The sequence below is a fragment of the Micrococcus sp. KT16 genome, assembly GCF_003315015.1.
GTDB classification, from domain to species: Bacteria; Actinomycetota; Actinomycetes; order Actinomycetales; family Micrococcaceae; genus Micrococcus; species Micrococcus luteus.
The window spans coordinates 47,252-66,820 of record NZ_QNRG01000011.1; the positions used below are offsets into that span (position 1 = coordinate 47,252).

Annotated in this window: 14 protein-coding genes; 9 read left to right on the plus strand and 5 right to left on the minus strand. The window is 69.4% G+C overall.

Features of this window, described 5'->3' with window-relative positions; genetic code table 11:
- Nucleotides 1-124: 124 nt before the first annotated feature.
- On the plus strand, nucleotides 125-838 hold the full coding sequence (locus tag DE149_RS09215; protein ID WP_036315211.1) for a TetR/AcrR family transcriptional regulator: 714 nt from the start codon (nucleotides 125-127) through the stop codon (nucleotides 836-838).
- Nucleotides 835-2,958 carry an acyl-CoA dehydrogenase gene (locus DE149_RS09220; protein ID WP_044658927.1) on the plus strand — a complete coding sequence of 708 codons (2,124 nt, stop codon included), beginning with the start codon at nucleotides 835-837 and terminating at the stop codon, nucleotides 2,956-2,958. The genes DE149_RS09215 and DE149_RS09220 overlap by 4 nt, the downstream gene beginning before the upstream one ends.
- A gap of 76 nt (nucleotides 2,959-3,034) precedes the next feature.
- Here the strand turns inward: DE149_RS09220 and glgA are convergent, their stop codons facing one another.
- Nucleotides 3,035-4,231 (minus strand): glycogen synthase, encoded by a 1,197-nt coding sequence (gene glgA / locus DE149_RS09225; RefSeq protein WP_044658928.1) that lies wholly within the window; start codon nucleotides 4,229-4,231, stop codon nucleotides 3,035-3,037.
- Nucleotides 4,232-4,344: 113 nt separating this feature from the next.
- On the opposite strand from glgA, the gene glgC reads away from it, so the two are divergent.
- Together glgC and pepN are read left to right on the plus strand one after the other, a co-directional pair.
- Complete coding sequence (glgC, locus tag DE149_RS09230) at nucleotides 4,345-5,589, plus strand: glucose-1-phosphate adenylyltransferase (protein ID WP_060974149.1); 1,245 nt, start codon at nucleotides 4,345-4,347, stop codon at nucleotides 5,587-5,589.
- A gap of 103 nt (nucleotides 5,590-5,692) precedes the next feature.
- Nucleotides 5,693-8,341: an aminopeptidase N gene (gene pepN / locus DE149_RS09235; protein WP_113914392.1), complete on the plus strand. Its 2,649-nt coding sequence runs from the start codon at nucleotides 5,693-5,695 to the stop codon at nucleotides 8,339-8,341.
- 79 nt (nucleotides 8,342-8,420) lie between these two features.
- Here the strand turns inward: pepN and DE149_RS09240 are convergent, their stop codons facing one another.
- The 4 genes from DE149_RS09240 to DE149_RS09255 all read right to left on the minus strand — a co-directional run bounded on the left by DE149_RS09240 (nucleotide 8,421) and on the right by DE149_RS09255 (nucleotide 11,475).
- Nucleotides 8,421-9,371: a hypothetical protein gene (locus DE149_RS09240; protein ID WP_113914393.1), complete on the minus strand. Its 951-nt coding sequence runs from the start codon at nucleotides 9,369-9,371 to the stop codon at nucleotides 8,421-8,423.
- A gap of 137 nt (nucleotides 9,372-9,508) precedes the next feature.
- The gene (locus DE149_RS09245; RefSeq protein WP_113914394.1) at nucleotides 9,509-10,567 is read right to left on the minus strand and encodes a biotin/lipoate A/B protein ligase family protein; all 1,059 of its coding nucleotides are present in this window, start codon (nucleotides 10,565-10,567) and stop codon (nucleotides 9,509-9,511) included.
- Nucleotides 10,568-10,670: 103 nt separating this feature from the next.
- A complete protein-coding gene (locus DE149_RS09250; RefSeq protein ID WP_036336843.1) occupies nucleotides 10,671-10,928 on the minus strand; it encodes a type B 50S ribosomal protein L31 in 258 nt (85 codons plus the stop codon).
- 109 nt (nucleotides 10,929-11,037) lie between these two features.
- A complete protein-coding gene (locus DE149_RS09255) occupies nucleotides 11,038-11,475 on the minus strand; it encodes an RNA methyltransferase (RefSeq protein WP_255354991.1) in 438 nt (145 codons plus the stop codon).
- Between the two features lie 204 nt (nucleotides 11,476-11,679).
- On the opposite strand from DE149_RS09255, the gene DE149_RS11970 reads away from it, so the two are divergent.
- The 5 genes from DE149_RS11970 to DE149_RS09280 are packed head-to-tail and all read left to right on the plus strand — an operon-like array spanning nucleotide 11,680 to nucleotide 19,448.
- Nucleotides 11,680-12,306, plus strand: a complete 627-nt coding sequence (locus DE149_RS11970) for a recombinase family protein (RefSeq protein WP_084776553.1) — start codon at nucleotides 11,680-11,682, stop codon at nucleotides 12,304-12,306.
- 11 nt (nucleotides 12,307-12,317) lie between these two features.
- Nucleotides 12,318-13,868: a class I SAM-dependent DNA methyltransferase gene (locus DE149_RS09265; protein WP_061873146.1), complete on the plus strand. Its 1,551-nt coding sequence runs from the start codon at nucleotides 12,318-12,320 to the stop codon at nucleotides 13,866-13,868.
- Nucleotides 13,865-15,358, plus strand: coding sequence for a class I SAM-dependent DNA methyltransferase (locus DE149_RS09270; RefSeq protein WP_061867257.1), 1,494 nt, complete (start codon nucleotides 13,865-13,867; stop codon nucleotides 15,356-15,358). The genes DE149_RS09265 and DE149_RS09270 overlap by 4 nt, the downstream gene beginning before the upstream one ends.
- On the plus strand, nucleotides 15,355-16,512 hold the full coding sequence (locus tag DE149_RS09275) for a restriction endonuclease subunit S (protein ID WP_061867256.1): 1,158 nt from the start codon (nucleotides 15,355-15,357) through the stop codon (nucleotides 16,510-16,512). Before DE149_RS09270 ends, DE149_RS09275 begins: the two co-directional genes overlap by 4 nt.
- The gene (locus DE149_RS09280; protein ID WP_113914395.1) at nucleotides 16,512-19,448 is read left to right on the plus strand and encodes a type I restriction endonuclease subunit R; all 2,937 of its coding nucleotides are present in this window, start codon (nucleotides 16,512-16,514) and stop codon (nucleotides 19,446-19,448) included. The genes DE149_RS09275 and DE149_RS09280 overlap by 1 nt, the downstream gene beginning before the upstream one ends.
- Nucleotides 19,449-19,569: the final 121 nt, after the last annotated feature.

Here is a 19,569-nt window from a genome sequence, read left to right on the forward strand (position 1 = left end):
GGTCCTCTCGACGGCGGGCCCACCGCCGACGCGGCGGGGGCGTTGTCACCCCGGACGATACGGACGATACGGACGTCGGCGGGGTGGGTGACTGTGATCCACAGTACCTGATACGCTCGGTTTCGTGAATCCCGTCACGTCCACCGCCCGGGACGGTCGCAGCGTCCGCTGGGACCGGCACCGCGCCGAGCGCCGTCTGGAACTGGTCCGGGCCGCCCGGTCGGCCGTGCACGCCCTGGGCGCACACGCCTCGATGGAGGAGATCGCGTCCCACGCGGGCACCTCCAAGACCGTCTACTACCGCTATTTCGGCGACCGCGAGGGCCTGCGCCTGGCGGTGTCCGAGCGGGTCACCGCCCACATGGAGCGCCGCCTGCTCGAGGTCGCGGACGAACCGGTCTCCGAACCCGAGGCGCTGCGTCGCATGGTCGAGGTGTACCTCACGGTCGCGGCGACGTCGCCCGAGGTGTACGCGTTCGCCGTCGCCCCGTCCCCCGCCGCGGCCGAGGCCCCTGTGCTGGGCCCGTTCCTCGAGCGCGTCTACGCCATGCTCGAGTCGGGCCTGGCGCGCGGGATGGCCGCGCGGGGCCACGCCCCGGCGCCGGCGGACCCGCTCGCCCTGTGGCCGCGCGCCGCCGTCGGCCTCGTCCGGGCCGCCGCCGAGACCTGGCTGCGGACCCCGGCCGCCGGTCGCATCCCGGTCGAGGCGATGGCCCGCGCCATCGCCGACTGGCTGCTCACCGGCCTCATCGGCGCCGCGCCCGGCGCCGCCCTCGAACCCGCGGCGGCGGACGCCGTCCGCGCCCGCCCCCACTCACGAACAGGAGCATCGTCATGACCGTCCACGAGAAGCTCGCCCCCCAGTCCTCGACGCCCAGCACCGAGGTTCCCTCCGACGTCGCCGAGATCGCGCCCGAGCGGCCGACGCCCGGCTCCCTCGACGCCGCGGCCCTCGAGGAGGCCCTCCTCGGCCGCTGGGCCGCGGAGCGCCGCGAATCCCGCGAACTGGTCAAGGATCCCGCCCTGTGGCGCGACCCGCTGCTCGGCATGGACGAGCACCGCGCCCGCGTCCTGCGGCAGCTGGGCGTCCTCGTGGAGCGCAACGCGGTCCACCGCGCCTTCCCGCGCGAGTTCGGCGGCGAGGACAACCACGGCGGCAACCTCGCCGCCTTCGGTGACCTCGTGCTCGCCGACCCCTCCCTGCAGATCAAGGCCGGTGTGCAGTGGGGCCTGTTCAGCTCGGCGATCCTGCACCTGGGCACCGCGGAGCACCACCGCCGGTGGCTGCCGGGCGCGATGGACCTGAGCGTCCCGGGCGCCTTCGCCATGACCGAGATCGGGCACGGCTCGGACGTCGCCTCGATCGCGACGACCGCCACGTACGACGAGGCGACCCAGGAGTTCGTCATCCACACCCCGTTCAAGGGCGCCTGGAAGGACTACCTCGGCAACGCCGCGCTGCACGGCAGGGCGGCCACGGTCTTCGCGCAGCTGATCACCCGGGGCGTCAACCACGGCGTGCACTGCTTCTACGTCCCCATCCGGGACGAGGAGGGCGCCTTCCTGCCCGGCGTGGGCGGCGAGGACGACGGCCTCAAGGGCGGACTGAACGGCATCGACAACGGCCGTCTGCACTTCACTCAGGTCCGCATCCCGCGCACCAACCTCCTCAACCGCTACGGCGACGTGGCCGAGGACGGCACCTACTCCTCGCCCATCGCCTCCCCCGGGCGTCGCTTCTTCACGATGCTCGGCACGCTCGTCCAGGGCCGCGTCTCCCTGTCCCTCGCCGCCACCACGGCCTCCTTCCTCGGCCTGCACGGTGCGCTGGCCTACGCGGAGCAGCGCCGCCAGTTCAAGGCCTCCGACCCGCAGCGGGAGGAGGTGCTGCTGGACTACCAGAACCACCAGCGCCGCCTCATCGACCGCCTGGCCCGCGCCTACGCGGACGCCTTCGCCTCCAACGAGCTCGTCGAGAAGTTCGACGACGTCTTCTCGGGCCGCTCCGACACGGACGTGGACCGGCAGGAGCTCGAGACGCTCGCCGCGGCCGTGAAGCCGCTGACCACGTGGCACGCCCTGGACACCCTGCAGGAGGCCCGCGAGGCGTGCGGCGGCGCCGGGTTCCTCGCCGAGAACCGGGTGGCCCAGATGCGCGCCGACCTGGACGTGTACGTCACGTTCGAGGGCGACAACACGGTGCTCCTGCAGCTCGTGGGCAAGCGTCTGCTGACCGACTACTCGAAGGAGTTCGGACGTCTCAATGTGGGCGCCGTCTCCCGCTACGTGGTCCATCAGGCCTCGGACGCCCTCCACCGTGCGGGCCTGCACAAGGCCGTCCAGTCCGTGGCCGACGGCGGGTCCGAGCGCCGCTCGGCGAACTGGTTCAAGGACCCCGCCGTCCAGCATGAGCTGCTCACCGAGCGCGTCCGTGCCAAGACCGCCGACATCGCCGGCACCCTCTCGGGGGCCCGGGGCAAGGGCCAGGCGGCGCAGGCGGAGGCGTTCAACACGCGCCAGCACGAGCTCATCGAGGCCGCCCGCAACCACGGCGAGCTGCTGCAGTGGGAGGCCTTCACCCGCGCCCTGGAGGGCATCACGGATGAGACCACGAAGACCGTCCTGACGTGGCTGCGCGACCTGTTCGCGCTGCGCCTCATCGAGGACGACCTCGGCTGGTTCGTGGCCCACGGCCGCGTCTCGAGCCAGCGCGCCCGGGCCCTGCGCGGCTACGTCAACCGGCTGGCCGAGCGGCTGCGCCCCTTCGCCCTCGAGCTCGTCGAGTCGTTCGGCCTCGAGCCCGAGCACCTGCGCATGGCGGTGGCCACGGACGCCGAGACCCAGCGCCAGGAGGAGGCCCACGCCTGGTTCACGGCCCGCCGGGCCGCCGGCGAGGAGCCGGAGGATGAGAAGGCCGTGCGCGCCCGCGAGAAGGCGGCGCGGGGTCGCCGCGGCTGACCGTGGCCGTCCCCGGACGCACACGGGCCCCCGTCACCTCGCGGTGGCGGGGGCCCGTGTGCGTGGTCGGGCGGGCTCAGCGCAGCACGGCCTCGTAGACCTCGATCGTGCGCTCCGCGATGGTCTCCCACGAGAAGTGCTCGATCGCGCGGGCCCGGCCGGCCTCACCCATCGCGCGGGCGCGCTCCGGGTCCTCCACGACGCGGGTGAGCGCGGCCGCGAAGTCGGCGGCGAACCTCTCCTCGTCCACGGGCGCCCCCGTGCCGTCGTCGACCTGCTCGAAGGGGACGAGCAGGCCGGTCTCGCCGTCCTGCACGACCTCCGGGATGCCGCCCACGGCGGAGGCGACGACGGCGGTGCCGCACGCCATCGCCTCGAGGTTGACGATGCCCAGCGGCTCGTAGACCGAGGGGCAGGCGAACACGGTGGCGGCCGTGAGGATCTCCATCACCTCGTGGCGCGGGATCATCCCCTCGATCACGACGACGCCCTGGCGGGTGCGCCGCAGCTCGGAGATCAACTCGTTCACCTCGTGCGCCAGCTCCGCGGTGTCCGGGGCGCCCACGCACAGCACGAGCTGGACGTCCTCCGGCAGCCGCAGGGCCGCACGGAGCAGGTGGGGCACGCCCTTCTGGCGCGTGATGCGGCCGACGAACGCGACGGAGGGCTTGTCCGGGTCGATTCCGTACTTCTCCAGTGCGGCGGTGCCGGTCTGCGGGGTCCAGACCTGCGTGTCGATGCCGTTGTGGACCGTGTGCACCTTCGCCGGGTCCACGTCCGGGTAGCAGGCCAGGATGTCCCGGCGCATGCCGTCCGAGACCGCGATGACCGCGTCCGCCCCGAGGTACGCCGTGCGCTCGGCCCAGCTGGACAGGGCGTAGCCGCCGCCGAGCTGCTCCGCCTTCCAGGGGCGCAGCGGCTCGAGGGAGTGCGCGGAGAGGACGTGGGGGGTCTGGTGCAGGAGCTTGCCGAGGTGGCCGGCCAGGTTGGCGTACCAGGTGTGGGAGTGGATGACGTCGGCGCCCTCGAGGTCGCCGAGGATCGTGAGGTCGGTGGCCAGGGTCTGCACGGCCCCGTTGGCGGCGTCGAACCCGGGCGGGTTCGGGTACGTCAGGACGCGGGCCCCGTGGTAGTCCGGGTCGCGCGGCGCGCCGAAGGCGTGCACGCGGACGTCGGCGCGGGAGGCCAGGACACGGGTCAGCTCGGCGACGTGGACGCCGGCACCGCCGTAGATGGACGGGGGGAACTCTTTGCTCACGATGTCGATGCGCACGCCCCCAACCTAGTTCAGCCCGGCGGGGGTCGATAGTCTGGCGGCACGGATGCCCCGCACGCCCCGAGCACGCGTGCGGGTCGCGACGACCCGGCTCACGAGGAGTGACGCAGATGGTGCAGAAGAAGGTCCTCTCGGTCGTGCTGGCGGGCGGTGAGGGCAAGCGCCTGATGCCGCTGACGGCCGACCGTGCCAAGCCGGCCGTCCCGTTCGGCGGCACGTACCGCCTCATCGACTTCGCGCTGTCCAACCTGGTCAACAGCCGGTACCGCGAGATCGTCGTGCTGACGCAGTACAAGTCGCACTCGCTGGACCGCCACATCTCCGAGACGTGGCGGATGTCCACGCTGCTGAACAACTACGTGGCCTCCGTGCCGGCACAGCAGCGCCGGGGCAAGGACTGGTTCACGGGCAGCGCGAACGCCATCTACCAGTCCATGAACCTGATCCACGACGCACGGCCGGACATCGTCGTCGTCATCGGCGCGGACCACGTCTACCACATGGACTTCCAGCAGATGGTGGACCAGCACATCGCCTCGGGGGCCAAGGCGACCGTGGCCGCGGTGCGCCAGCCGCTCGAGCTGGCCTCCTCGTTCGGGGTGATCGAGACGGACCCGCAGGACAGGACGCGGATCTCGGCGTTCGTGGAGAAGCCGGAGACGACCCCCGGCCTGCCGGACGACCCCACGCAGTTCCTGGCCTCGATGGGCAACTACGTGTTCGACACGGACGCCCTCGTGGCGGCGCTGAACCAGGACGAGGAGAACCCCGAGTCGAACAACGACATGGGCGGGGACATCATCCCGCTGTTCGTGGAGCGCGGCGAGGCCGGGGTGTACGACTTCACCTCCAACGAGGTGCCCGGCGGCACGGCCGGCAAGCACTACTGGCGGGACGTCGGCACCCTGGACTCCTACTACGACGCGCACATGGACCTGGTGCAGCCGTGGCCGGAGTTCAACCTCTACAACCGCGAGTGGCCGCTCTACACCCGCCAGTCCGTCTCCCCGCCCGCCAAGCTCGTGCGCTCGTCCACCCGCCGCCCCGGCTCGGCGAACGACTCGATCCTCTCCCAGGGCGTGGTCATCTCCGGCGGCACCGTGGCCCAGTCCGTGCTCTCCACGGACGTGCGCGTGCAGAACGAGGCGTGGGTGGAGCAGTCGGTGCTGCTGGACTCCGTGGTGATCGGCGAGGGGGCCCACGTGCGCAACGCGATCCTGGACAAGAACGTGGTCGTGCCCCCGGGCGCGCGCATCGGCTTCGACCGGGCGGAGGACGAGGCGAACGGCTACACCGTGACAGAATCCGGCCTGACGGTGCTCTCCAAGGGCCAGCCCGTCCCGACGCCGCACTGACGCGGCCCCGGGCCGCCGGTCCCGGACCACCGCCGACGCGCGGGCACGCCCCGGTGTGTCCGCGCGTCGCCGTCCCCGCTGGATCCCCGACCGGAGGCTCGCCTTGACCGACACCACCCCCGACCTCGACGCCACCAACGTCACCCGCGCTGAGGCCGCGGACCGCTCCCGCCTGCTCACGGTGCAGGACTACGTCGTGGACGTGGACCTCTCCGACGCCCGGGACGCCGCGACCGACACCTATCCGGTCCGCACCGTGATCCGCTTCTCGTGCGCCGAGCCGGGCGCGGACACCCACCTGGACTGGATCCACGGCGGTGTGGAGTCGGTGACCCTCAACGGCACGGCACTGGACGTGGCCGAGGTCGTGGGCGAGGCCCGGGTGCTGCTGCCCGACCTGGCGGCGCAGAACGTGGTCGAGCTGGTCGGCCGGTCCGTGTACTCCCGGTCGGGCGAGGGCCTGCACCGCTTCACGGACCCCGCCGACGGCGAGGTCTACCTCTACACCCAGTACGAGCCCGCCGACGCGCGCCGCGTGTTCCCGGACTTCGAGCAGCCGGACCTCAAGGCCGCCTTCACCTTCTCCCTCACCGGACCCGAGGAGTGGGTGCTGGCCTCGAACCGGCCGGAGGTGTCCCGGACGCCGGCCGGGGACGGCGTCGTCCGGGCGGAGTTCGCCCCGACGCTCCCCCAGTCCACCTACATCACGACGCTGCTCGCCGGCCCCTATGCGCAGTGGGAGGACGCCTGGGACGGTCACCCGGCCAGCGGTGCGCAGGCCGTGCCGCTGCGGCTGTTCACCCGGCGCACGATGGCCGACGCGTTCGACCCCGAGGCCGTGTTCGACGTGACGAAGCGGGGGCTGACGTTCTTCCACGACCTCTTCGGCGTCACGTACCCGTGGGGCAAGTACGACCAGGCGTTCGTGCCCGAGTACAACCTCGGCGCCATGGAGAACCCGGGCCTCGTGACCTTCACCGAGGACTTCGTGTTCACCTCGCGGGCCACCGCGGTCCAGTACGAGGGCCGGGCCAACGTGATCCTGCACGAGATGGCGCACATGTGGTTCGGCGACCTCGTGACGATGCACTGGTGGGACGACCTGTGGCTCAAGGAGTCGTTCGCGGACTACATGGGCGCCCTCGGCGTGGACGAGGCCACCGACTTCCGGACCGCGTGGGTGACCTTCGCGTCCCGCCGCAAGGCCTGGGCGTATGTGCAGGACCAGATGCCGACGACGCACCCCATCGTCGCGGACATCGTCGACCTCGAGGCCGCCCGTCAGAACTTCGACGGCATCACCTATGCCAAGGGCGCCTCCGTGCTCAAGCAGCTGGCCGCCTACGTGGGCCGGGACGCGTTCTTCGACGCCGCGCACCGCTACTTCGCCGCCCATGCGTGGGGCAACGCCTCCCTCGCCGACTTCATGGCCGCGCTCGAGGCCGCCTCGGGGCGGGACATGCGCGCGTGGGCGGACGCGTGGCTGCACACCTCCGGCGTGCCCCGGCTACGGGTCGACGTCGACGGCGACGCCCCGGCGCTGCGCCAGGAGGGCACGGACCCGGTCACGGGCGAGTCGATCCTCCGCCCACACGTGCTGAAGGTCGGCGTCTTCACGCCCGGGCAGGACGGCGTCCTGCGCCGCACCGCCCAGGTCACCGCCGACGTGCCGGGCGGGGCGGAGGGCGCGGCCGTGCCCCTGCCGGACCTCGAGGTCCCCGGGGGCGTCCGCCTCGTGCTGCCCAACGACGAGGACCTCACCTACGCCGCCGTCGCGCTCGATGCGGGGTCGCTGCGCGCGGCCCTGACCCACCCCATCGCGGACCCGCTCGCGGAGGCCACCGTGTGGGCCGCCCTGTGGTCGATGACCCGCGACGGCGAGCTGCCGGTCGCCCGGTTCCTCGACGCGGTGGCGACGCTGTCCGCGCGGATCGCGACCGTGGGCGTGCACGCGCAGGTGCTGGCGCAGGCCGCCGCGGCCGTGGGCCAGTACGCCCGCGCCGAGGACCGGGACGCGCTGCGCGCCCTGGTGGGCGAGGTGCTGGCCGAACAGACCCGGACGCTCGAGGCCGGCTCCGACCGCCAGCGCACCGCGGCCCGCACGTGGGTGACGCTGGCGCGGGCCGACGTCGGGATGGCCGCGGCCCTCGAGGCCGCCCTGCTCGGCGAGGACGCGGCGACGTCGGCGCCGGGCCTGGCGATCGACGCGGAGCTGCGCTGGCTCGTGCTCCAGGCCCTCGCCGCGACCGGCCGGGCCGACCAGGACCGCCTGGACGCGGAGCTCGAGGCCGGCCGCACCGCCCAGACGGTCACGTGGCATCGCCTCGCCACGGCCGCCCGCCCCGATGCCGAGGTCAAGGCCGCGGCGTGGGAGGCGGTCATGTCCGGTCGCACGGCCACTGGCACGGAGCTGTCCAACGACCTGCTCTCGGCCACGGCGGCCGGCTTCGCCGCGGGCGAGGTCGAGCTCCTCGCCCCCTACGAGTCCGGCTTCTGGCCGCGCCTGACCTCGGTGTGGGCCTCACGATCCAACGGGCTGGCCTCGCGCGCGATCGGCGGGCTGTTCCCGGGCCGCCGGGACGCGGTGGCCGGCGACGCGGACGCGCAGGAGTCGCACCCGACGCTGGCCGCGGCCCAGCGCTGGCTGGACGAGCACCCCGACGCCCCGGGGGCCCTGCGGCGCCTGGTCGTGGAGCACACGGACGCCCTGCGGCGGTCCCTGCGCGTGCAGGCGGTGCAGCCGGCGGGCTGAGCGGTAAGTCCTCCCGCGCAGAGTGGTCACGACACGCCGCGTCCCTGCGGGACAGACGGCGTGTCGTGACCATTCCAGCTCAGGGCGCGGCGACGCGGAGCACGCGTTCCCGGCCCACCCGGCGCAGGCCCACGGCGTCGGCGGCGCGCTGGGCGTCCCGGTCGCGCATCCCCACCCGCTCGACGACGACGGGCCGCGTCTCCAGCACGGCCGTCAGTTCGGCGTGGCGCGCCACGTGCGCGGCCCCGCCGTCCGGGTCGAGAGACAGCGCCTGCCGGTCGGCCGCGTGGAGCCAGGCCGCCGACACGTCCTCCACCGGGCCGCGCAGGTGCGCGCCGAGGGAGGCGTCGTCGAGCAGGTCGGAGACGTCGGCGTCCGCGAGGCGGGCCACGAGTGCGGGTGGCCCGGCGACCACCGCGGTCGTGTGGAGCAGGACCACGTGCAGCAGCTCCGGGTCGGCGTCCGCGGCGGGCGCGAGCACGACGCCCGGGTCCTCCCACGCCGTCGGCGCGACGCCGAGTCCCGCGGCCAGTCCGGTCCGCAGCGCGGCGGTCGCGTCGGCGCCCAGCACGTCGGCCGGCGCGAGCGTGCCGAGGGCCAGCGGGTGGACGCCGAGCAGCCGGTTCAGGGCGCGGGCCTCGCGGTGCGCCCGGTCCACGAGGGCGGCCAGCTCGGGCGAGGTCTCCCCCACCAGCGGCAGCTCGCGCAACGTTGCGGCCCCCACCGGCACCCCGGCCTCGGCCGCGACCGCTGCCAGCGCGTCCCAGTGTCGCGTCTCCTCCTGGGCAGGCGTGCGGCCGCCGCCCGGCTCGTCCGGCCCGGTCACCGTGGCGGCGGCCTCGTCGAGGTCGCGGACCGTGACGAGGTCCCACGTGCCGTCCGCGCTCCAGCCGCGGTCCGTGAGCAGAGGCACGCGGCGGCCGGAGGCGAGCTCCAGCTCGAGGGCGCAGTGGACGTCCACGGTCGACCGTGGGCGCCGCGGGGCGTCGGAGCGGGCGATCAGGCGGACGGGGGCGTCGTCGGGGGTCATGGTCCGATCCTGACAGAGCCGCCCCGCCACACCTCGACGCGTCGGGGGCGGTTTCGGGCGGTATTCACGTCGAATACCACCGCAAACCGCCCCCGGACGGAAGCGTGCCGGACGGTGCCGGGACGCCGTCAGGTGGCTCAGGGCACCCGCGCCGTCCACTCCGGGGTCGTGAACTTGGTGCGGGCCAGCTGCTCGGCCTCCTCGCGGGTGGCCTCGTCCAGCTCGACGCGGCGTGCGCCGTAGCGCTCCTGGAAGGTGGTCATCATGGTCTCCCAGATCTCGGCGCGCGAGACGCCGGTCTGGCGGCGGAGCGGATCCACCCGCTTCTTCGCCGAGGCCACGCCCTTGCCGCGCAGCTTCTCCCGGCCGATGCGCAGCACCTCGAGCATCTTGTCCGCGTCGATGTCGTAGCTCATCGTCACGTGGTGCAGCAGTCCGGCCGTGCCCACCCGCTTCTGCGCGGCGCCGCCGATCTTCCCCTGGTCCGTGGCGATGTCGTTGAGCGGCTGGTAGAACGCCTGCACGCCGAGTCGGGCGAGCGCGTCCATGGTCCACTCGTCCAGGAACGGGTAGGTCTCCGCCGTCTCCAGCCCGTCGACCAGCGACGACGGCACGTGCATCGAGTACGTGACGCAGTTGTCCGCCTCCATGAACATCGCGCCGCCGCCGGAGATCCGCCGCACCACGTTGATGCCGTGCCGCCGCGCCCCCTCGGGGTCCACCTCGTTGGCGAGCGACTGGAAGGCGCCGATCACCACGGCCGGCTCGTTCCACTGCCACAGGCGCATGGTCGGCTTGCGACGTCCCTCGGCCACCTGCCGGGTGAGCACCTCGTCCAGGGCCACGGTGAGCGCGATCGGCATCGGCTCCGGCGCGATGACCTCCCACTCGTGGTCCTCCCACGTGGTCGCCTTGCCGAGGGCGCGACGCACGGCCGAGGCGACCGCGAAGGCGTCCACGCCGAACAGCTCGGCCTCGGGTCGCAGACCCCGCTCGACGGCCTCCCGGATGACGCGATGCTCGGCGTCCGCGGACAGCCCGGTCACCGCCGCGTTGAGGTCCTCGAGCGCCTCGTCCGGCTCGAGGAAGAAGTCACCGTTGATGCTGGCGGTCGCGATCCGGCCGTCCGCGAGGCCCAGGTCCGCCGCGACCAGCTTGCCGCCGATCACCTTGTATTCACCGTGGAGAGTCGTCATGCCCGCCAGCCTACGGGCGACGCGACGGGCCCCGCACCGCCCGGATCGCTCCGGGGGCGCGGGGCCCGTCGTCGTGGTGGGCGCGCGGCTCAGGCCGCCGCGGTCACTTCTTGCCGCCGAAGCCCTTGAAGCGGGCGTTGAAGCGCTCGACGCGGCCGGCGGTGTCCATGATGCGCTGCTTGCCCGTGTAGAACGGGTGCGAGGCGGCCGAGATCTCGACGTCGATCACCGGGTAGGTGTTGCCATCGGTCCACTCCGCGGTCTTCTCGGAGTTCGCGGTGCTGCGGGTGAGGATCTTCTCACCGGAGGCGAGGTCGTTGAAGATGACGTAGCGGTAATCCGGGTGGATCTCAGACTTCATGGTGCATCCTTCGTTTCAGCCGCCTGATTGGGACCAGGGGCGCGAGAGGTGTGGTCAGGGGGTCCGCCGGACGGCGGGCCAGCCGCCCACTCTACCGCACCCGGGCCGGTCAGCGTGCGCGCAGCTCCCACAGCGCGACCGCCGCGGCCGCGGCCACGTTCAGTGAGTCGACGCCGTCGGGCATGGGGATGACGACGTCGGCGTCGGTCTGGGCGAGGGTCTCGGGCCGGACCCCCGGCCCCTCCTGGCCGAGGACGAGGGCCAGGCGCTCGGCGGTCCGCAGCGGCTCGATCTCCGGCGAGTCCAGGCCCACGGCGCGGTCCGTCACCTCGAGGGCGGCCACCGCGAACCCGGCCGCCCGCAGCGCGGGCAGCGACGCGGCGACCGGGCCGGGCAGGCGCGCCCACGGCAGGCGGAACACCGTGCCCATCGAGACGCGGATGGCGCGCCGGTACAGCGGGTCGGCGGCCTGCGGGGTGAGCAGCAGCGCGTCCCAGCCGAGGGCGACGGCGGAGCGCACCACGGCGCCCAGGTTGAAAGCGGTCACGACGCGTTCTGAAGCATCTCGGACCCGTGAACTCGGTTCCTTCCGGTCGACACACCGATGAACTGAGCATTGCGTTTCCGCAGGTCAGAAGGCAAATACGGCCGCTCGGTCGTCATCGTGGGCCGGCTAGGAGTGTTCAATAAACCCTATGCCCCCACACACTGCCATGCTGGGACTGCGCAGCGGCGACCTGAGCCTGGGCTGATGGCGCTCATCGGACTCATTCGGGTCGGGACAGACCCTCAGGACGCGAGGTTGCAACGGCAAGCACTCAAGCCGATCTGCTCACGTCTCGTCGAGGAGACAGCATCGCGTCGACGCCTGATCAAGAACCGCCCCGGGCTCCTCGCTGCTGTGGCGGAGGTGGGCGACGGCGATGCGCTCACCGTGACCCACGCACGAAGCCTGAGCACGAGCATGGTCGACGGGCTCGAGACACTGCTGGACCTCGTTGACCGAGGAGTTGCCGTGAAAGTCCTCAAGGGCCTCGCCGCGGGAGAGCACACCGGAGACTCGGAGTTCCTCGATGACGTCCGCGAGCTCACCCGGCGCCGCCGAGAGCTCCAAAGCTCCCGCGTCCGGGCCGGCATCCAAGCAGCGCGGGAACACGGAGTCAGCCACGGTCGACCACGCACCATTAGTGACGAGACGCAGCGCGAGATTAGGATGCGGAGAGATCAAGGCGAGACGTTGCGCAGCATCGCCGGAGGTGCTGGCGTGTCGATCGGAACCGCCCACCGCGTGCTGGCGCGACACGCGCCCCGTCAGGGCACGTTGTCCCCTCGGCGGAAAGCTGAGTCGGCAGCGCCTTGTCGCGTGGCGGAGCAATAGCTAGGAGACGGATGACCGAGGATGAGGCACGCGCGGCAGCGCGTGCATTGCGGCCCCACGGCGGGAGCGATCGGCTGACGCTGGCGGAGCTTGAGCAGTACCTTGCCGCCGCGGCTGACCTGCTGCGCGGCAGCATCGACCAGGCCGACTTCAAGGCATACATCTTCCCGCTGATGTTCTTCAAGCGGATCAGCGACGTCTACCTCGAGGAGTACGCCCAAGCGCTGGACGAGTCCGGAGGCGACCACGAGTTCGCCCTGTTTGCGGAGAACCACCGCTTCGTGATCCCCGAGGGCAGCCTGTGGGGTGACGTGCGCAGCCACACCGAGAACATCGGCACTGCGCTGCAGACCGCGTTCCGCGAGATCGAAAAGGCCAACCCAGAGACCCTCTACGGCATCTTCGGCAGCGCCAGCTGGACCAACAAGGACAAGCTGCCCGACCGCAAGCTCGCCGATCTCATCGAGCACTTCTCGAGTAAGGCTCTGACCAACGCCGCTGTGCCGCCCGACGTGTTCGGCAACGCGTACGAGTACCTCATCAAGAGGTTCGCCGACCAGTCGAACAAGAAGGCCGGTGAGTACTACACGCCGCGCTCGGTGGTCGGCCTGCTCGTCAACATCCTCGATCCCACCGAGGGTGAGACGGTCTACGACCCGGCTTGCGGCACCGGCGGGATGCTGATCGAGGTCATCGAGCACGTGAAAGATGCCGGCGGCAGCCCCAAGACCCTGTGGGGCAAGCTCTACGGCCAGGAGAAGGTGCTCGCCACCTCCGCGATCGCACGGATGAACCTGCTGCTACACGGCGTCGAGGACTTCAAGATCGTCCGCGAGGACACGTTGCGCAGCCCCGCCTTCTACACGGGCAACAACCTCGCGCAGTTTGACTGCGTCGTGGCCAACCCGCCGTTCTCGCTCAAGAATTGGGGCGAGCCCGAGTGGGCGTCCGACAAGTGGGGCCGGAATGCGCTCGGTGGTGTTCCGCCGAAGGGATACGCCGACTGGGCGTGGGTCCAGCACATGATCACCTCCGCGAAGCCGAAGACCGGCCGGGTCGCCGTCGTCCTGCCCCAAGGGGCACTCTTCCGGCAGGGAGCTGAGGCGCGGATCCGCACCCACGTGCTCAAGTCAGACCTCGTCGACGCGGTCATCGGGTTGGCCCCCAACCTGTTCTACGGCACTGGCCTCGCCGCCTGCGTGCTGATCCTTCGAACGGAGAAGCAACCAGACGAGTACGGCAAGGTGCTCTTCATCAACGGTGAAGACCTGTTCAAGCGCGGACGCAACCAGAACACCCTCGAACCCGAGCATGCCCAGCAGATCCTCGACGCCTATGAGCTCTACGCTGACATCGAGGGCCGCTCCCGTGTCGTCGACCTGGCCGAGATCGAGAGCAACGACTACAACCTCAACGTCCCGCTGTACGTCGCGCCTCCTGACAGCGGTGAGAAGCTCACGCTCGAGGACGCGCTCGCGAATCTCGAAACGGCGCACGCCGAGGCGACCACGACGCGTGCTGCGCTGGAGGCCGAGCTGGCGAAGTGGGGGCTGTCCGTATGAGCACCCGAATCACCCAGCGTGAGCTGGAGAACTACCTCTGGGGCGCGGCAATCGTTCTCCGTGGCCTGATTGACGCCGGCGACTACAAGCAGTACATCTTCCCGCTGGTCTTCTTGAAGCGGATCTCCGACGTCTACGACGAGGAGCACGCCGCCGCGATGGAGGTGTACGAAGACGAGGAGCTCGCCGACCTCCCAGAGAACCACCGCTTCGCCATCCCCCACGGCTGCCACTGGGACGACATCCACGGCGTCACGCAGAACATCGGCGCGGCACTCCTGCACGCCATGCGCTCCATCGAGAAGGCCAACCCCGACACACTCCCCGGCGTCTTCGGCGACGGCGACTGGGGCAACAAGGACCTGCTCCCGGACTCGACTCTGGCCGACCTCATCGAGCACTTCTCCACCAAGACGCTCTCGATCGCCAACCTGCCCGAGGACGAGCTCGGCAACGGCTACGAGTACCTGATCAAGAAATTCGCGGACGACTCCGGTCACACCGCGCAGGAGTTCTACACCAATCGCACGCTGGTGCACCTGATGACGATGATGCTGGAGCCCCAGCCGGGTGAGTCGGTGTACGACCCCACCTGCGGCACGGGCGGCATGCTCATCTCCACCGCCGCCGAGCTCAAGAGGCAGGGCAAGGAGTGGCGGAATCTGCGCCTCTACGGCCAGGAGCTCAACTACGGGACCTCTGCCATCGCGCGGATGAATCTGTTCCTGCACGGGATCACAGACGGTCACATCGCTCACGGCGACACCCTCAGCCGACCGGCATTCCTCGACGGCAAGGGCCATCTGCAGACGTTCGACGTCGTGCTGGCAAACCCGCCCTACTCCATCAAGGCCTGGAACCGTGCCGCATTCGCCAAGGACCCCTACGGCCGGAACGTCTGGGGTGTCCCGCCACAGGGACGTGCCGACTACGCGTTCTTCCAGCACATCGCCAAGAGCCTCGACCCCGATACGGGCCGCGCTGCGATCCTCTTCCCCCACGGGGTGCTCTTCCGGCGTGAAGAGGCGTCCCTCCGCAAAGCACTGGTGCAGTCAGACCTCATCGAGTGCGTCCTGGGGCTCGGCGCAGGGCTCTTCTACAACAGCCCGATGGAGGCCGTGGTCGTCACGCTCCGCGCCAACAAGCCCACCGAGCACCAGGGCGAGGTGCTGTTCATCAATGCCGTGAACGAAGTCGCCCGCGAACAGGCACAGTCCTTCCTCCGCGAGGCGCACCAACAGAAGATCCTGGCCGCCTATCGCGCCTTCGAGCCACAGGACGGGTTCGCTGCAGTTGGCACCCTCGACCAGATCGCGGAGAAGGGCCACAGCCTCGCGATTCCGTTGTACGTCGCGGGCGACTCGGCGAATGAAGGCGGCGAGCACATCGATGTCAGCGATGCAGTGGCGCAGTGGCGAACTGCCGCGCAGGTTTCGGACCAGGCGATTACTGACGTTCTCGCGCTGCTGAGAGCGGAGGTGCCCGCGTGAGCCTCAACCTCGACAAGTCGCGCTGGAAGCGGGTTGCCTTCGGCGACGTTGTTCGTAACGTCAATGAGACCATCCGTGATCTCGAAGCGGCCGGCATCAACCGCGTCATCGCGATGGAGCACATGGACCCCGGCGAGCTGAAGGTTAGCCGGTGGGGTTCAACAGAGGACGGCACCACCTTCACGCGACGCGTGAAGCCTGGACAGACGCTCTTCGGCAAACGGCGCGCGTACCAGCGCAAGGTTGCCTACGCCGAGTTCGACGCCATCTGCTCCGGCGACATCTACACGTTCGAGACCGATGGGACGCAGCTCCTTGGTGAGTTGCTCCCGTTCCTCGTGCAGTCGAACGGCTTCTTCGAGCATGCTCTCGGTACGTCGGCAGGGTCGCTGTCGCCGCGCACGAACTGGCGTGACCTGAAGGATTTCGAGTTCGATCTCCCACCCCTCGACGAGCAGAAGCGCATCGCCGACCTCCTCTGGACCGTCGAGCGGCACAGACGAGCGCTGACCAAAGTGCACGCGGAGGTAGTCCGCAGCCAGTCAGAACTTGTTGAGCAGTTCGTGCGGGCCGCGCCCGGTCGCGAGGTAAACCTTGGTGACGTTCTTAAGATTGTGCGCGGCGGCTCGCCGCGACCAATCAATGAGTACCTGACCGACAGTCCCGACGGACTGCACTGGATCAAGATCGGTGACGTACCGCCGGACGGCAAGTTCATCGACAGGACGGCGCAACGAATTAAGCCGAGTGGTCTTCCCAAGACTCGCACGGTGAAGCCGGGCGACTTCATCCTGTCGAACTCGATGAGCTTTGGCCGCCCGTACATCGTTCGGATCGACGGATGCATCCATGATGGTTGGCTTTCACTTTCGGATGTCGGTGGCCGCTGGCGAACTGACTACCTGTACTACCTTCTGCGGAGCTACGGGGTGCAGTCACAGTTCCGGCAGGGTGCCGGCGGCTCGACGGTAAAGAACCTCAACACCGACATTGTGAGCCGCGTTTCTGTTGTGCATCCGTCCCTTGAGGACCAGGATTCTTTGCTCGAGCAGATGGCCTCAGCGTCATCCGCAGTTGCCTCCGTGGCAAAAGAGTCGGATGCGGTGAAAGCGATCAAGTCAGCTCTGTCTGAGACAGTTTTCGGGGGCGACTGATGGCGCAGTTCAACGAGGCAAACTCGGTACGTGACTTCATCCGGGACCTCGTCAAGTCCATCGATGTCCAGTTCGTGCCGGGTAGCGAGTTGCCGCGTCGCGTCGACGAGGTGCTGCTGGAAGGCGTACTCAAGGGTGCGCTGATCAACCTCAACCCTGAGATCGAGGCTGATCCGGCGAAGGCCGACGAGGTCATCTACAACCTCCGCGCGATCCTGATCGCGGCGCGCAACAGCCCGCACCCGGTGGTCGCTAACGAGGAGTTCATGGCGTGGCTGACCGGGCAGAAATCGATGCCGTTCGGGCCGAACGGCGAGCACACCACAGTCCGTCTGATCGACTTCGAACATCTCGACGATGACTCCTCGAACCAGTGGATCGTCTCCACCGAGGTGACCTTCACGCAGGGCCGGCTGGAGAAGCGGTTCGATCTCGTGCTGTGGTGCAACGGTCTGCCCCTGGTGGTCGGTGAGGCGAAGACGCCGATCCGGCCGGCGTACACCTGGATCGACGGGGCCGCGCAGATCCACGATGACTACGAGCAGAGCGTCCCGCAGTTCTTCGTGCCCAACGTGTTCTCCTTCGCAACCGAGGGAAAGGACTTCCGATACGGCACCATCGGCATGCCCATCGAGCTCTGGGGCCCCTGGCGCGAGGACCCCACCGACGAGGACGCGCCGGCGAAGATCGGTCTCGTCGCGGTCCAGGAAGCCGTCGAAGGTGTCCTGACGCCACGCGCGGTGCTGGACTTCCTGCGATTCTTCACGCTCTACGCGACTGACAAGAAGCATCGCAAGATCAAGATCATCGCGCGGTTCCAGCAGTTCCAGGCGACCAATCTGATCGTTGACCGGGTCCTGCTCGGCAAGGTCAAGCAGGGCCTGATCTGGCACTTTCAGGGCTCGGGCAAGTCACTGCTCATGGTCTTCACTGCGCTCAAACTGCGCGCGATGGCCGAACTCACGAACCCAACTATCCTGATCGTGGTCGACCGCATCGACCTGGACACCCAGATCACGGGCACCTTCAACGCCTCGGACGTCCCGGGCTTGGTGTCGACGGACTCGCGCGCGCAGCTCCAGACACTGCTCAGCCAGGGCGCGCGGAAGATCATCATCACCACGATCCATAAGTTCGGCGAGGCACCCGGCGTCCTCGACGCTCGGCAGAACATCATTGCGATGGTCGACGAGGCTCACCGCTCGCAGGAGGGTGACTACGGGCAGAAGATGCGTGGGGCGCTGCCCAACGCGTACCTCTTCGGTCTGACCGGCACCCCGATCAACCGGCGCGACCGCAACACGTTCAAGTGGTTCGGTGCACCCGACGACGAGGGCGGCTACCTCTCGCGATACTCCTTCCAGGATTCCATCCGCGACGGTGCGACTCTTCCGCTGCACTTTGAGCCACGCCTCTCGGAGATCCACATCGACCAGGAGGCCATCGACACGGCGTTCGAGGAGCTGGCTGCCGACCGCGACCTCTCCGAGAGCGACAAGATCACGCTTTCGAAGAAGGCGGCCTCGATCGAAGTGCTGATCAAGACGCCCTCGCGCATCGCGAAGATCGCCGCTGACATCGCCAGCCACTTCAGGGAGAAAGTCGAGCCACAGGGGTTCAAGGCACAGGTCGTCGCGTACGACAAGTCCTCCTGCGTCGCCTACAAGAACGAGCTCGACAAGCACCTCGGGCCGGAGGCATCGACCATAGTCATGTCGAAAACCCGAGGTGACTCGCCCGACTGGGCCAAGTGGACCCCAGGTGCCGAGGAGCTGGAGCAGGTTGTCGCGCGGTTCAATGACCCGACCGACCCGCTCAAGATCATCATCGTGACGGCGAAGCTGCTGACCGGGTTCGACGCTCCGATCCTCTACTGCCAGTACCTCGACAAGCCGCTGAAGGAGCACACGCTGCTCCAGGCGATCACTCGCACCAACCGCGTGTACCCGCCGGACAAGACCCACGGCCTGATCGTCGACTACCTCGGCATCTTCGACGACGTCGCCCGATCCCTCTCCTTCGATGAGCGGGCTGTCCGGGAGGTCGTCTCCAACATCGAGGAACTGAAGGCTCAGCTCGCGCCGGCCATGGCTGCCGCGCTCGCGTTCTTCCCCGGGGTCGACCGCACGGTCGGCGGGTACGAAGGCCTCGTCCAGGCGCAATCCGCGATCGCCGACGATGTCACGAAGGACGCCTTCGGAGCCGCCTACAGCGTGGTGTCGCAACTGTGGGAGGCACTCAGTCCGGACCCCATACTGGGCAAGCATCGCGACGACTACCGCTGGCTCACGGACGTCTACGAGTCGGTCCGCCCCTCAGACATCACGGGGCGACTCGTGTGGCACGCGCTCGGAGCCAAGACAATCGACCTGATCAACGAGCACGTCGCCGTCGAGATCCCGCAGAACACCGAGACGATCGTGCTCGACGCTCAGACGATCGAAGACCTCATGACCGGTCGGCGCACCGACATCCCCACCGAAGAGATCGAGCGTCAGATCACCGCACGCATCGCCCGGCACCTGCACAACCCGGTCTTCGTCGAACTCGGCCAGCGCCTCAACGACCTGCGCGAGCGCTACGCCGACATCCAACAGTCCAGCCTCGACTTCCTCCGAGAGCTTCTCGAACTCGCCCGCGACACTGTTGCTGCCGAGAAAGCAGCCGACGAGATGCCCCGGGAAGAGAAGGGCCGGGCGGCCTTGACTGAGTTATTTGACGCTCTCAAGGGCGATCAGACCCCGATCATCGTCGAGAACGTCGTCAACCGGATCGACGAGGTCGTCCGTGGGGTCCGCTTCGAGGGGTGGCAGTCCACGATCCGCGGCGACCAGGAGGTGCGCCAAGCGCTTCGGAAGACCCTCTACGTCCAATTCAAGATTCGCGACAACGACGTCTTCGAAAAGGCCCTCGGCTACGTCCGAGAGTACTACTAAGCTCCGAACCGGCTGAATGCAAGTCATGGGCTGACCCCGTTTCGTAGGTCCAGTCGTTATGAGAGTCGTCCTGTTGCCCGCGGTCGCGGGCAGGGAGACTGGTCAGATCATGACGAACAGC

Bases quoted from the DNA above. Each gene is read 5' to 3' on its own strand.
- DE149_RS11970 (WP_084776553.1), top strand. From the start codon at position 11,680: ATGGCGCTCATCGGACTCATTCGGGTCGGGACAGACCCTCAGGACGCG.
- DE149_RS09250 (WP_036336843.1), bottom strand. From the start codon at position 10,928: ATGAAGTCTGAGATCCACCCGGATTACCGCTACGTCATCTTCAACGAC.
- DE149_RS09280 (WP_113914395.1), top strand. From the start codon at position 16,512: ATGGCGCAGTTCAACGAGGCAAACTCGGTACGTGACTTCATCCGGGAC.
- DE149_RS09270 (WP_061867257.1), top strand. From the start codon at position 13,865: ATGAGCACCCGAATCACCCAGCGTGAGCTGGAGAACTACCTCTGGGGC.
- glgC (WP_060974149.1), top strand. From the start codon at position 4,345: ATGGTGCAGAAGAAGGTCCTCTCGGTCGTGCTGGCGGGCGGTGAGGGC.
- DE149_RS09220 (WP_044658927.1), top strand. From the start codon at position 835: ATGACCGTCCACGAGAAGCTCGCCCCCCAGTCCTCGACGCCCAGCACC.
- DE149_RS09240 (WP_113914393.1), bottom strand. From the start codon at position 9,371: ATGACCCCCGACGACGCCCCCGTCCGCCTGATCGCCCGCTCCGACGCC.
- DE149_RS09245 (WP_113914394.1), bottom strand. From the start codon at position 10,567: ATGACGACTCTCCACGGTGAATACAAGGTGATCGGCGGCAAGCTGGTC.
- DE149_RS09265 (WP_061873146.1), top strand. From the start codon at position 12,318: ATGACCGAGGATGAGGCACGCGCGGCAGCGCGTGCATTGCGGCCCCAC.